This window comes from Streptomyces sp. V2I9, assembly GCF_030817475.1.
Taxonomy (GTDB): Bacteria; Actinomycetota; Actinomycetes; order Streptomycetales; family Streptomycetaceae; genus Streptomyces.
Map to the genome: position 1 here is coordinate 3,325,553 of NZ_JAUSZJ010000002.1, position 13,977 is coordinate 3,339,529.

The following is a 13,977-nucleotide window of genomic DNA, read 5'->3' on the forward strand; positions in this document are numbered from 1 at the left end:
AGGGACGGGTAGGCGCGTGGCCGAGGCGGCAGACTTCCAGGGGACTCGTCCCTCTCCTGCCCGCCGGTGGCTCCGGCGCACGGCCGCCGCGGTGCTCGGAGCACCGCTCCTGGCCGGTCTGCTGGCCGTTCCGGCCTCCGGCGCCGCCCCGGCCGCCGAGCCCTCCAATGCCTCCACCGGCTCCCGTACGGTCGATGTGTCGCTGAACACCCTCTCCCCGAGCGTTCCCTCGGAGGACGACACCCTGACCGTCTCCGGAACGCTCACCAACAAGGGCAAGAAGGCGATCAGCGGTGCCGAGGTCGACCTGCGCGTCGGCCCTCGGCTCACCGGCCGGGGCGAGGTCGACGACGCGGCCAAGCGGTCCGGGTACGTTCCCGGCGCCGACCCGGTCGACGTCGGGGAGAAGTACACGCTGAAGATCCCCAGACTCGCCCGGGGGATCAGCCAGGACTTCACGCTCACCGTGCCCGTCGACAAGCTGGGGCTGGACGAGCCGGGCGTCTACCAGCTCGGCGTCTCCGTCTCCGGCCGTACGGCGGGCACCGCCTACGAGCAGGTCCTCGGCATCAAGCGCTCGTTCCTGCCCTGGCAGCCCGAGGCGAGCGACAGCAGGACGAAACTCACCTTCCTCTGGCCGCTGATCGCCTCGCCCCACGTCACGGCGGAGACCCGCTCGGACCAACAGCAGACCCCGGTCTTCGCCGACGACGACCTGGCCGAGGAGCTGGCGCCCGGTGGCCGGCTGGAGCAGATGGTGTCCCTGGGCAGCCGGCTTCCGGTGACCTGGGTCGTCGACCCGGACCTCCTGGCGAGCGTCGCGGCGATGGCCGGGAAGTACGAGATCAAGTCGGGTGACCGGACCGTCGCGGGCAAGAACCAGGTTGTCGCCAAGCAGTGGCTCACCGCTCTGGAGAAGGTGGTGGAGGACGACAAGGTGATCGCCCTGCCGTTCGCCGACCCCGACCTGGCCTCCATCGCGCACCGTGGCAAGAACGTCTCCGGAACGCTCAGCCACCTGCAGAACGCCTCCACCGTGGCCGCGACCACGGTGGAGACCATCCTCCACGTGAAGCCGTCCACCGACTTCGCCTGGCCCGTGAATGGCGCCGTGGACTCGTCCATCGTCGACGTGGCGACCTCGGCGGGCGCCCACAACGTGATCGCCCGTAGCGACAGCTTCCGCGAGACCACGGAGCTTCCGTACACACCGACCGCGGCGCGGCCGATCGGCGGAGGGACCACCGCGGTCGTCGCGGACGCCCGGCTGTCGACCTTGTTCGACGGCGACATGTCGAGGGCGGGCGCCTCCGCCCTCGCTGTCCAGAAGTTCCTCGCGCAGACCCTCGCGCTGACCGAGCAGGCTCCGGACAACGAGCGCAGCATCGTCGTGGCGCCGCCCCGGATGCCCACCGCCGCACAGGCTCAGACGATGGCCCGTGCACTGGAGGCCCTGTCGGGCAACCGCTGGACTCAGCCCCTCGACCTCGTGGCCGCCGCCGAGGTCAAGCCCGATCCGAGGGCCACCACCAAGGTGCCCCGGCGCTCCGCGTACCCGGAGCAGCTCCGCGCCCAGGAGCTGCCCACCCAGGCGTTCCAGGACATCCGCACCACCCAGGGCTCACTCGACAGCTTCGAGACGATCCTGACGCAGCCCGAGCGCGTGGTGACCCCCTTCGGCAACGCCGTGAACCGCTCGATGTCGACGTCCTGGCGCGGGCACCCCGTGGAGTCGCGGCAGTACCGCACCGCTGTCCGCGTCTACCTGAAGAGCCTCACCTCCGAGGTGCAGCTCATCGAGAAGTCCGACGTCACCCTCTCCGGGCGCAGCGCGACCATCCCGGTCACGGTGCAGAACCAACTGGTGCAGGGCGTGGACCGGCTGGTTCTCCAGCTGACCTCGGACAACATCCGGCTCAAGTTCAACGATGACGGAACCAAGGCCGAGCTGCCGGTCAGCATCGCGGGCGGGCACAGCCAATCGGTGAAGTTCGACACGGCGACCAGCGCCAACGGACGGGCCCAGGTGACCGCCCGGCTGTTCACCGAGGACGGTACCCAGTACGGCGAGGAGATGACCTTCACCGTGAAGGTCTCCGAGGTGACGCCGACCGTGCTGCTCGTCATCGCCGGTGGCCTGCTGCTCCTGGTGCTGGCAGGCATCAGGATGTACACCCACCGCAAGCGTGCCGTGGCAAGCGACACGGCGGGCGGCGGCGGTGACGGACCCGAGCAGCCGAGTGACCCGGCTCCGGACACCGGTCCGGAAAGCGGGGCCCCATCGGGAACGGGTGAGAAAGTGGACCGTTGAGCGATGTCTGTCGTGGCCGGCCGGCCGGGGACGATGAGGTAGGGGTTTCGATGAACGCGCCGTACGACGGTGACCGCGGACAGGGCGCGGGCGGAGCAGCGTCTCCGGGCGGGCCTCCGGTTCCTCCGCCCCCGGACCAGGACGGCCCGGTGCCGCCGGACCCGTACCTCCAGCATGCCTACCAGGACGACCCCTACCGGGCGCAGGACCTGACCGCTCAGGACCCGGTGGGCGAGGCGCTCTACGACCGCGCCGCGCACCCGCCGCCGCCTCCCGGCACCTACCAGGAGCCGGGGGCGCTCTACCAGCAGCCGCCCCCCGCTCCCTACGCCCCGGACCCGCGCATCTGGGCCCAGACCCCGCCCCCCGAGCCGGCAGGACCTTCGCGGCACCTGCCGTACGGGGACCGTCCGGCGACCACGCAGTTCGTCGGCGTCGACGACCTCGTCACGCGGGCGGCGGACGACCGCCAGGAGCCGGATGCCTTCGCCCACCTCTTCCGGGACCAGGAGGGAGCGGGCAAGCCCCCCGCACCGCCCCAGCCCGAACCGGCCCCCGCGCCCGCGAAGGGCGGCGGCAAGGTCTCCGGCCTCCTCAGGTCCAGCGCCGTCATGGCCGCCGGCACCCTCGTCTCCCGGCTCACCGGATTCGTCCGGTCCCTGGTGATCACCGCCGCACTCGGTGCGGCGATGCTCGGCGACAGCTTCACCATCGCGTACACCCTGCCGACGATGATCTACATCCTCACCGTCGGCGGCGGCCTGAACTCGGTCTTCGTCCCCCAGCTCGTCCGTGCGATGAAGGACGACGAGGACGGCGGCGAGGCGTTCGCCAACCGGCTCCTGACCCTGGTGATGGTCGCGCTCGGCCTGATCGTCGTAGCGGCGGTCCTCGTCGCTCCGGTGCTGATCACGTTGATGTCCAGCACGATCGCCGACGATGTGGCGGCCAACAGCGTCGCCGTCACCTTCGCCCGGTACTGCCTGCCCACCATCTTCTTCATGGGCGTGCACGTGGTGATGGGGCAGATCCTCAACGCCCGCGGGAAGTTCGGCGCGATGATGTGGACCCCGGTCCTGAACAACATCGTCATGATCATCACGTTCGGGCTGTTCATCTGGGTCTACGGCACCTCCGCCGAATCGGAGATGGGCGTCGACACGATCCCGCCGGAGGGTGTGCGGCTGCTCGGTATCGGCACCCTGCTCGGGCTCGTCGTCCAGTCCCTGGCGATGATCCCCTACCTGCGGGAGACGGGCTTCCGCTTCCGTCCCCGGTTCGACTGGAAGGGTCACGGGCTCGGCAAGACCGTCAAGCTGGCCAAATGGACCGTGCTGTTCGTCCTGGCCAACCAGGCGGGCGTCCTGGTCGTCACGCAGCTCGCCACGGCCGCGGGCAAGCTCTCCGGGCAGGACGGCACCGGGTTCCTCGCCTACTCCAACGCCCAGCTGATCTGGGGCATGCCGCAGGCCATCATCACCGTGTCCGTCATGGCCGCGCTGCTGCCCCGCATCTCAAGGGCCGCCCATGACAACGACCCCGGCGCCGTCCGCGACGACATCTCCCAGGGGCTGCGGAACTCGGCCGTCGCCATCGTGCCGGTGGCCTTCACGTTCCTCGCGCTCGGCCTGCCGATGTGCACCCTGCTGTACGCCTCCAGCGGCGCCGAGGCCGCCCGCTCCATGGGCTTCATCCTCATGGCCTTCGCGCTGGGCCTGATCCCCTACTCCGTGCAGTACGTCGTCCTGCGAGGGTTCTACGCGTACGAGGACACCCGTACCCCCTTCTACAACACGGTCATCGTGGCCGCCGTCAACGCCGCCGCCTCCGCCCTGTGCTACGTCGTCCTGCCCGCCCGCTGGGCCGTCGTCGGCATGGCGTTCTCCTACGGTCTGGCCTACGCGGTCGGCGTCGGCGTCGCCTGGCGCCGGCTGAGCAACCGGCTGGGCGGCGATCTGGACGGCGCGCACATCGTCCGGACCTACGCCCGCCTCTGCATGGCAGCGCTGCCCGCCGCCCTGGTCGGCGGTGCCGCCGGGTTCGCGATTCTGGAACTGGTCGGCACCGGTGCCCTCGGCTCCCTGGTCGCGCTGATCTGCGGCGGCGCCCTCCTCCTGGGCATCTTCTTCGTCGCGGCGAAGAAGATGCGAATCGAAGAGGTCAACGGCCTGGTGGGCATGGTCCGGGGTCGGCTCGGACGCTGAATGAGCACCCGCCCGCACAACCATCGCCGCACTCCGCATGTCGTGCTTAGCGCCGGAGTGTGGGCACAATTGGCGTGACTGTGCAGAGCTGGCTGGCATCGCGCAACGGATGGGGAGGCAGGAACGACGGTGGCGGAACGTAGCACGGCTGCCGTCGACGTGGCCGACAACAGCGGCGGCGAGCCGTTGACCGCCAAGGCGGACGGGACCACGGCCGACGGGACGGCGCAAGCCGAGAACACCACGGGCGCGGGCCCCGAGGACACCGGGAAAGCGGACGGTGGACGGGCGCGTTCCGAGGTCGTCCCGGCCTCCCCCGACCTGCACAGCGGTCACAAGCTCGCCGGGCGCTACCGCCTGGAGGAGTGCGTCACCCGGCTGGACGGCTTCAGCAGCTGGCGCGCCGTCGACGAGAAGCTCCGCCGAGCCGTGGGCGTCCACCTGCTCCCCGCGGATCACCCGCGGGCCCGCTCCGTCCTGGCGGCCGCCCGCTCCTCGGCTCTGCTCGGCGACCCCCGCTTCGTCCAGGTCCTGGACGCCGTCGAGGAGAACGACCTCGTCTACGTGGTCCACGAATGGCTGCCGGACGCCACCGAGCTCACCGCTCTGCTGGCCGCCGGGCCGATGGAGGCCCATGACGCCTACCAGCTCGTCAGCCAGCTCTCCCAGGCGATGGCCGCAGCCCACCGCGAGGGCCTGTCCCATCTGTGTCTCACCCCCGGCGCGGTCCTGCGCAGTTCCACCGGGCAGTACCGCATCCGGGGCCTCGCCGTGAACGCCGCCCTGCGCGGCATCACCGCCGAGCGCCCGCTCCGTACGGACACCGAGGCCATCGGCGCCCTCCTGTATGCCGCACTGACCCACCGCTGGCCGTACGGGGAGGACGCGCACGGTCTCGCCGGGCTGCCCAAGGACCTGGGGCTCATCGCCCCGGACCAGGTGCGGGCCGGCGTCCACCGCGGCCTCTCCGAGCTCGCCATGCGGGCGCTCGCCAACGACGGCGCCACCGCCTCCCGGCAGGAACCTCCCTGCACCACTCCGGACGAGCTGGCCAAGGCCGTCGCCGCCATGCCGCGCATCCTTCCGCCGGAGCCCGCGTTCACCGCGCCGCCGGCGTACCAGCGCACGACCTACCAGCAGGGCACCTACGGGCGCCCGTCCTCCCACCCGGCCGCCGCGACCCAGCCGGTCATGTCGCCCCCTCCTGCACCCCTGCAGAGCCGTACCGGCCGCGTGTTGAAGTGGACGGTCTCCGCACTCCTCATCGCCGCCCTGGGTCTCGGCAGCTGGCAGCTCGCGGAGGCGCTCCTCGACCGCACCAAGGGCACGGACGACACCGGCGTCACCGAGCCGGGCGGGGACGACAAGAACAAGGACGACAAGCCCGCCCCGCGCGCCGAACCCCTCGACATCGCGGGAGCCACGGAATTCACGCCCGACGGCTCCGGGATCAAGCAGCAGGAGGTGGGCAACACCGTGGACGGTGACCAGGGGACCCACTGGATCACTCCGCGGTACGAGGGCTTCGCGAACTTCGGCAACCTCCCCCAGCGCAAGCAGGGCAGCGGCATCATCGTCGACCTCGGCGAGGTGCGGGACGTCTCCGGCGTCGCCGTGTCCCTGTACCGGAGCGGACAGACAACGGCCGTCTCCGCCGCGTCCCCGGACGCGACGTCCCCGTCCACGGCGGCCGACTTCGACCAGCCGATCGTCAAGCGGACGGTCGCGGGACCGAAGCTCGAGGAAAAGCTCGACGAACCCATCCGCACGCGTTACGTCCTGATCCACGTCACCGAGCTTCCGGCGGACGGCACCGGCGGATACCGCGGCGGCATCACCGACATCTCCGTTCTCGGCTGAGCAGGGTACGGGCGGTCCGTCCGTACCCAGTACTGATCACCGATCGCCTCCGCCCGCTACTGTGGGGCGGACCGCCCGGCCCATCGGGCACCGACGGTGGCGAGGGTTGCGGCCGTCCCACCCCTGGCGGCAGGCTTCTCCCGTCGCACCGCTTCGACGGGTCGCGGCCCACAGGTCACATCGGATCCGGTTCGGAGGGGGAGCACGGTGGATTCCGTTCCACCAGAGGCGCCGAGCGACTCGGACCTGCTGGCGCAGCATGTCGCGGGCGACCCCGACGCCTTCGGCGAACTCGTGCGGCGCCACCGCGACCGGCTCTGGGCCGTAGCGCTGCGGACCCTGGGGGACAGGGAGGAAGCCGCTGACGCCGTCCAGGACGCCCTCGTCAAAGCCTTCCGCGCCGCCCACACCTTCCGAGGCCAGTCCGCCGTCACCACGTGGCTGCACCGGATCACCGTCAACGCCTGCCTGGACCGGGCCCGCAAGGCCGCCTCCCGCAAGACGTCCCCGGTGGACGACGCCGACCGGCTCGACCAACTCCTGGAACCCCACGAATCGGCCGAGGCCCCCACTGTGCGGCGGGATCTCCACCGCCAGCTCCAGGAAGCCCTGGCCACCCTGCCCGCCGATCAGAGGGCAGCCCTCGTCCTCGTCGACATGCAGGGCTACCCCGTGGCTGAGGCGGCCAGCATCCTGGAGGTGCCGACCGGCACCGTGAAAAGCCGATGCGCCCGCGGCCGGGCGAGACTGGCTCCTCTGGTCCGTCATCTGCGCGCGGAAGCCGGAGGGCAGGTCTCGGACGGGGGCATCACCGCGGCCGAACGGAACCGGGCACCCGGCGCATCCGTCCCATCTGCGTCAGGCCCCAGAGACGCAGGAGTGAGCGACCCTGCCGCGACGAAGGGAGGAGGTGGGCGCCCGTGACATCCACAGCCGACACGGCTCAGCACCCGGAGGTCTCCGAGATCTCCGACCTCACCGAAGGGCTGCTCCCGCCTTCCCGGTCAGAGGAAGTCCGGCACCATCTCACCGAGTGCGCCCCCTGCGCGGAGGTCCGCGACTCCCTGGAAGAGATTCGCGGGCTGCTCGGAACGATGCCCACCCCCGAGCCGATGCCGGAGGACGTCGCCGCCCGTATCGACGCGGCCCTGGCGGTGGAAGCCCACTCGTCCCCCGCGGCCGCCGTCGACGCACCGGGCGTTGTTTCACGTGAAACAACGCCCGGTGCGGACCTGAGGACCGGCACTTCTTCCCTGAGCAGCAGTGCCCCCGCCCCCGGTCGCCCTGCGGGACGGTCCTCTGCGACGACCGGGCCGGGCCGTCGTCCGACCCGGCGCCGTCGACGCGCCGTGGTCCTCGGCACCGCGTTCGGCGCGGCGGTCATCGGAGCAAGCATCTTCTTCCTCCAGTCCGTCGCCCCGTCCGGCAGCGCCTCCAAGGCGGCGTCCGACAGCGGGGCCAGTGCCGCGGACAGCGGTGCGCACTCCTACGCCGACACCACCCTCGAAGCTCAGGTGCAGGACCTCCTCGGTGGCGGACCGGGCCAGGACGCCCCCGGTGCCAAGAAAGTCCCGCCGGAGGCGGACACCAAGTCGTCGAGCGAAGCCCTCGCCCCTGACTCCGGCGAATCCGGGCGCCCCCTGAAGGCTGCCGCCGCCGTGCCCCCCTGTGTGCAGCAGGCCACCGGACGCACCACACCGGCTCTCGCTCTCGACGAGGGGACCTACGAAGGGGAGAACGCCTATCTCGTCGTCCTTCCCCATACAAGTGACCCCTCGCGTGTAGAGGCCTACCTCGTCGCCGCCACCTGCGTGGACACTGCCCCGAATTCCCCTGGACAACTGCTGCTCACCCGCGCCTACAGCCGCCCCTGAAGCACGGGCCGCGCCGCCGCGGCCCGTTCGGGAATGCATCAGCCGTAGGATCCGTTGGGTGGGGTGAGAGTCGTTGACCGACCCCGTAGGCAGTTAGGCAGTCTGCAGAAACGAGGAAGAAACCCGTGAGCGACGTCCGTAATGTGATCATCATCGGCTCAGGACCGGCCGGGTACACCGCCGCGCTGTACACCGCCCGCGCCTCGCTGAACCCGTTGGTCTTCGAGGGCGCCGTCACGGCCGGTGGTGCGCTGATGAACACCACCGACGTGGAGAACTTCCCCGGTTTCCAGGACGGCATCATGGGCCCCGAGCTCATGGACAACATGCGGGCCCAGGCCGAGCGCTTCGGTGCCGAACTGGTCCCCGACGATGTCGTCGCGGTCGACCTCACCGGCGACATCAAGACCGTCACCGACACCGCCGGCACGGTCCACCGCGCCAAGTCGGTCATCGTCACGACCGGCTCCCAGCATCGCAAGCTCGGGCTGCCCAACGAGGACGCCCTCTCCGGGCGCGGCGTCTCCTGGTGCGCCACCTGCGACGGATTCTTCTTCAAGGACCACGACATCGCCGTGATCGGCGGTGGTGACACCGCGATGGAGGAGGCGACCTTCCTCTCCCGCTTCGCCAAGTCCGTCACGATCGTCCACCGCCGTGACACCCTGCGTGCTTCCAAGGCGATGCAGGACCGCGCCTTCGCCGACCCGAAGATCACGTTCGCCTGGGACAGCGAGGTCGCCGAGATCAAGGGCGATCAGAAGCTCTCCGGCCTGGTCCTGCGCAACACCAAGACCGGCGAGACGTCCGAGCTGCCCGTGACCGGACTCTTCATCGCTGTCGGCCACGACCCGCGTACCGAGCTCTTCAAGGGTCAGCTGGAGCTCGACGACGAGGGTTACCTGAAGGTCGAGGCGCCTTCCACCCGCACCAATCTCACCGGTGTCTTCGGTGCCGGCGACGTGGTCGACCACACCTACCGCCAGGCCATCACCGCAGCGGGCACCGGCTGCTCCGCCGCTCTGGACGCCGAGCGCTTCCTCGCGGCCCTGGCCGACACCGAGCCCGCCGAGCCGGAGAAGACCCCGGCCCTCTGAACGTTCGCACCGCACCCCACCACCCCGAGAGACTAAGGAGGCCGCCGTGGCCGGCGACCTGAAGCACGTTACGGATGACACCTTCGACGAGGTAGTCCTCAAGAGCGCCAAGCCTGTTCTGGTGGACTTCTGGGCTGCCTGGTGCGGCCCGTGCCGCCAGATCGCCCCCTCGCTGGAGGCGATCGCGGCCGAGCACGGCGACCAGATCGAGATCGTCAAGCTCAACATCGACGAGAACCCGGCCACCGCCGCCAAGTACGGCGTGATGTCCATCCCGACCCTGAACGTGTACCAGGGCGGCGAGGTCGCCAAGACCATCGTGGGCGCCAAGCCGAAGGCCGCGATCCTCCGCGACCTCGAAGGCTTCATCGCCCCCGCCTGACAGCTCGGCAGCGCCACGGCGCGATGTTTCACGTGAAACGGGCCCACCCCTCAGGGTGGGCCCGTTTCGTATGACGCCCCTCAGCGGCCCGGCCTCACAGTGGGCGGAGAACCGGCTCCTTCTGGACCGCCCCCAGAAGCCGGTCGAGTGCCAACTCCACGTCCTCCTTCCAGGACAGAGTGGTCCGCAGGTTCAGCCTCAAACGGGGATGGACGGGGTGGGGCCGCACGGTCTTGAAGCCGACGGCCAGCAGATGATCTGCCGGAAGCACGCAGGAGGACGACTCCGACCGCGCGTCCCCGAACGCCTCGATCGCCTTGAACCCCCGGCGCAGCACGTCCTTGGCCACGGTCTGCACCATGACACGGCCCAGCCCCTGTCCCTGATACTCCGGGACGATCAGCCCGGTGATCAGCTGGACGGCGTCGGGGGAGACCGGACTGGTCGGGAACGCCGTCGAGCGAGGAACGTACGCGGGCGGGGCGAAGAGCACGAAGCCGGCCGGCACATCGTCCACATAGACCACACGACCGCAGGAGCCCCACTCCAGAAGCACCGCGGAGATCCAGGCTTCCTTCTCCAGCCCCGGCTTGCCCGCCTTTACCGCGGCTTCCCCGCTGACCGGGTCAAGCTCCCAGAAGACGCATGAGCGGCAACGCTCTGGGAGATCCGGGAGGTTGTCCAAGGTGAGTGGTACGAGTCGGCGCCCCATGACGGCGATTCCTCACTTCCTCCACCCGCCGCACCACGTGCGGCTGCCAGCGTGCTCCGTTCACGGACCAGGCTGCCGACGAATCCCCCGACGGCTCCCAGGCCCAGCCCCACCGTGACAAGCCGACTGCGGCTCACTCTTGGCAAGGTCTCCGCCCTCCTCCGAGGTCGATCACCGTGGATACGCCGTCCCAGATCGCATCGTATCCACCCAGAGGTGATACGGACACCGAGAGAGAACAAAGGGCGGGTCGTGTTCCGGTCAACGCCGGAACACGACCCGCCCTCGCACAGAGCCCGCGGTGCTCAGCCGTCGTCCTCCTCGGACGTCTCCGCGAGCCGGCGCTCCAGCACCCGCCCCTCGCCCGGGGCGAGGCTTCCGAGAATCCGGTCCAAGTCCTCCATCGAAGCGAACTCGACGACGATCTTGCCCTTCTTCTGCCCCAGGTCGACCTTCACACGGGTCTCGAAGCGGTCGGACAGACGGGTAGCCAAGTCGGTCAGGGCCGGGGACAGGCGCCCCCCGGCCCTCGGTCCCTTGGACTTCGGAGAGCTGGACGGGCGCGAGCCCATCAACGTCACGATCTCCTCGACCGCACGCACCGAAAGACCCTCGGCCACAATGCGGTGGGCCAGCCGGTCCTGCTCCTCGGAATCGTCCACGGACAGCAGGGCGCGGGCGTGCCCGGCTGAAAGAACACCGGCGGCGACCCGGCGCTGCACCGGCGGCGAGAGCCTCAGGAGCCTCAAAGTGTTCGACACCTGCGGACGCGAGCGGCCGATCCGGTCAGCCAGCTCGTCATGGGTGCACTTGAAGTCCTTGAGCAGCTGGTCGTACGCGGCAGCCTCCTCCAACGGGTTCAGCTGAGCCCGGTGAAGGTTTTCCAGCAACGCGTCCAGCAGGAGCTTCTCGTCATCCGTGGCGCGCACGATGGTGGGAATGCGCTCCAGACCCGCTTCACGACAGGCCCTCCACCTGCGCTCACCCATGATCAGCTCATAGCTGTCGGCGCCCACCTTGCGGACGACGACCGGCTGGAGCAGGCCGACTTCCTTGATGGAGACGACCAGTTCGGCCAGGGCGTCCTCGTCGAAGACCTCACGGGGCTGGCGCGGATTCGGGGTGATCGCCCCGACCGGCAGCTCGGCGAAGTAGGCACCGGACGTCCCGACACCCTGCTCGGCCCGCTTCTCAGGAGCGGACGCCGGCTCCGGCACCACCGGCGAGGACGGCAGCCCGGCGACCTTGGCCGCGGCCACCCCGCGCTCCGCTGTCAGCACCGGACCTGCGCCGGACGAGGCCGCGCCCCCGCCGGCCGCCGAGACCTGCTTCTCCTGAGGGGCGGCGGGGATCAGCGCACCGAGCCCACGTCCCAGTCCTCTACGGCGCTCACTCACTGCATGCCCTCCGAAATGTTCTGCTGGCTGTTCTGATTGCTCGTGTGGGCGGGCTGAGCCTCGTAGTGCACCCCGACGCCCCGCAGAGCGATTTCGCGGGCGGCTTCGAGGTACGAGAGCGACCCGCTGGATCCCGGGTCATAGGTCAGGACGGTCTGCCCGTAGCTGGGCGCCTCCGAGATGCGCACCGACCGCGGAATGCTCGTCCGCAGCACCTCCTTGCCGAAGTGGGTGCGAACCTCCTCGGCGACCTGGGAGGCGAGCCTCGTCCGACCGTCGTACATCGTCAGCAGAATCGTCGAGACGTGCAGTTCCGGGTTCAGATGAGCCCGCACCAGGTCGACGTTGCGCAGCAGCTGCCCCAAGCCTTCCAGTGCGTAGTACTCGCACTGGATGGGGATCAGCACCTCGGCTCCCGCCACCAGGGCGTTCACCGTCAGCAGACCCAACGAGGGCGGGCAGTCGATGAGGATGTAGTCCAGCGGCTGCTCGTACGCCTGGATGGCCCGCTGCAGGCGGCTCTCCCGCGCCACGAGCGAGACCAGTTCGATCTCCGCACCGGCGAGATCGATGGTGGCGGGGGCGCAGAAGAGACCCTCCACGTCCGGTACGGGCTGAACCACCTCGGAGAGGGGGCGGCTGTCCACCAAGACGTCATAGATCGAGGGGACGTCGGCGTGGTGATCGATCCCCAGAGCCGTCGAGGCGTTGCCCTGTGGGTCGAGGTCGACCACCAGAACGCGGGCGCCATGAAGAGCAAGAGAAGCGGCAAGGTTGACCGTCGTGGTCGTCTTGCCGACCCCGCCCTTCTGGTTGGCCACCACCATGACGCGGGTGCGGTCAGGGCGGGGCAGCCCTTCGCCGGCGCGGCCGAGGGCCTCGACCGCCAGCTGAGCGGCACGGCCGATGGGGGTGTCGCCCATCGGCGGCGGTGTTTCACGTGAAACACCCTCACCCAGGGACTCGGTTCGGGGACCGGGGACCGGGTCGGTCATCGGTCCCGCGATGTTGGCGTCGGACCGCAAGGATTCACTCTCCTCGACTTCAGGCTCGCAATGAACAGAGCCTGCCATGCTTTCGGGGTCGTGAACCAGCGAGGCCCGCTGTTCTGTGGATGAATCCGTGCGTGTGGACAACTCGGCCACCCGTCCGGGCTTGCGGTCGCGCGGCGTGGCGGACGCACGCCCGCGCCCGATGATTCCCTGCAGCAGAGAGCGACGTTTCACGTGAAACACGATGCCCCTGCGCGGCAACTAGCAGGCCACGACACTCCGCGATGAGGGGGGATCGCCACTTTCCGGCAGAAACGCTGCTAAGTGGCCCAACCGGTAACGAAGCCCGCATATCTGCCTCGACCGATCGCCTCCGCAGGACGGCGGCGCGGGCCTACGACGCCCTCAGCGACGCCTACGGGTGCGCCCCGTGCGGGCGGCCTTGGCCCTCTTTGCGGCGAACCTCACACCACCCGGACTCTCGCCCACCACGACACGGACCACGGTGGACAGCGGGTCGACCACACCTTCTCCGATCTGGAGCACTTCGGTCTCCACCACGCCGAGTTTGCTCAGCGCCGCCCTGGCACCGTTGAGTTCCTCCTCGGCGGTGTCGCCCTTGAGCGCGAGCATCTCGCCGTAGGGCCTCAACAGGGGCACGCCCCAGCCCGCGAGCCGGTCCAGCGGCGCCACCGCACGCGCGGTCACCACCTGCACCGGCTGCAGCGTGCCCAGCACCTCTTCGGCCCGCCCACGTACGACCGTCACATGGTCCAGGCCCAGCAGTTCGACGACCTCCTGGAGGAAGTTCGTCCGCCGGAGCAGCGGCTCCAGCAGCGTGATCTTGAGATCCGGGCGTACCAGCGCGAGCGGAATGCCGGGCAGGCCCGCGCCCGAGCCCACATCGCAGACGGTGACCCCCTCGGGCACGACCTCGGAGAGCACGGCACAGTTCAGCAGGTGCCGCTCCCAGAGCCGGGGAACCTCACGCGGCCCGATCAGGCCACGCTTGACTCCGGCATCCGCCAGCAGTTCGGCGTACCGGACAGCCTCCGGGAAGAGCTCTCCGAACACCGCCTGCGCCTCCGCAGGTGCCTGGGGAAGCTCTGCTGCCTCCGTCACGGGGGACCGTCCTTCCGTACCGCCCT

Annotated in this window: 11 protein-coding genes; 7 read left to right on the forward strand and 4 right to left on the reverse strand. The window is 70.0% G+C overall.

All coding sequences use genetic code 11. The features are described 5' to 3' along the window. The first annotated feature begins 16 nt into the window (after positions 1-16). From QFZ71_RS14600 to trxA, 7 genes are all read left to right on the forward strand, one after another. Positions 17-2,311 carry a DUF6049 family protein gene (locus tag QFZ71_RS14600; protein ID WP_307668657.1) on the forward strand — a complete coding sequence of 765 codons (2,295 nt, stop codon included), beginning with the start codon at positions 17-19 and terminating at the stop codon, positions 2,309-2,311. Between the two features lie 50 nt (positions 2,312-2,361). Continuing rightward, positions 2,362-4,515, forward strand: a complete 2,154-nt coding sequence (murJ, locus tag QFZ71_RS14605) for a murein biosynthesis integral membrane protein MurJ (protein ID WP_307668658.1) — start codon at positions 2,362-2,364, stop codon at positions 4,513-4,515. A gap of 129 nt (positions 4,516-4,644) precedes the next feature. Further along, entirely contained in the window at positions 4,645-6,375 is a 1,731-nt protein-coding gene (locus QFZ71_RS14610) for a protein kinase family protein (RefSeq protein WP_307668659.1), read from the forward strand. Between the two features lie 207 nt (positions 6,376-6,582). After that, positions 6,583-7,299, forward strand: coding sequence for an RNA polymerase sigma factor SigM (sigM, locus tag QFZ71_RS14615; RefSeq protein ID WP_307668660.1), 717 nt, complete (start codon positions 6,583-6,585; stop codon positions 7,297-7,299). Next, positions 7,296-8,249 carry a hypothetical protein gene (locus tag QFZ71_RS14620; RefSeq protein WP_307668661.1) on the forward strand — a complete coding sequence of 318 codons (954 nt, stop codon included), beginning with the start codon at positions 7,296-7,298 and terminating at the stop codon, positions 8,247-8,249. The genes sigM and QFZ71_RS14620 overlap by 4 nt, the downstream gene beginning before the upstream one ends. A gap of 125 nt (positions 8,250-8,374) precedes the next feature. Next, the gene (gene trxB / locus QFZ71_RS14625; RefSeq protein WP_307668662.1) at positions 8,375-9,346 is read left to right on the forward strand and encodes a thioredoxin-disulfide reductase; all 972 of its coding nucleotides are present in this window, start codon (positions 8,375-8,377) and stop codon (positions 9,344-9,346) included. Between the two features lie 46 nt (positions 9,347-9,392). Continuing rightward, positions 9,393-9,728, forward strand: coding sequence for a thioredoxin (gene trxA / locus QFZ71_RS14630; protein WP_307668663.1), 336 nt, complete (start codon positions 9,393-9,395; stop codon positions 9,726-9,728). 94 nt (positions 9,729-9,822) lie between these two features. Here the strand turns inward: trxA and QFZ71_RS14635 are convergent, their stop codons facing one another. The 4 genes from QFZ71_RS14635 to rsmG form a co-directional block, all read right to left on the reverse strand. Beyond that, complete coding sequence (locus tag QFZ71_RS14635) at positions 9,823-10,440, reverse strand: GNAT family N-acetyltransferase (RefSeq protein WP_307668664.1); 618 nt, start codon at positions 10,438-10,440, stop codon at positions 9,823-9,825. Between the two features lie 305 nt (positions 10,441-10,745). Further along, positions 10,746-11,837, reverse strand: a complete 1,092-nt coding sequence (locus tag QFZ71_RS14640; protein WP_307668665.1) for a ParB/RepB/Spo0J family partition protein — start codon at positions 11,835-11,837, stop codon at positions 10,746-10,748. Then, a complete protein-coding gene (locus QFZ71_RS14645) occupies positions 11,834-12,910 on the reverse strand; it encodes a ParA family protein (RefSeq protein WP_307671457.1) in 1,077 nt (358 codons plus the stop codon). The genes QFZ71_RS14640 and QFZ71_RS14645 overlap by 4 nt, the downstream gene beginning before the upstream one ends. Before the next feature lie 324 nt (positions 12,911-13,234). Continuing rightward, complete coding sequence (gene rsmG / locus QFZ71_RS14650) at positions 13,235-13,951, reverse strand: 16S rRNA (guanine(527)-N(7))-methyltransferase RsmG (RefSeq protein WP_307668666.1); 717 nt, start codon at positions 13,949-13,951, stop codon at positions 13,235-13,237. Between the last annotated feature and the right edge of the window lie 26 nt (positions 13,952-13,977).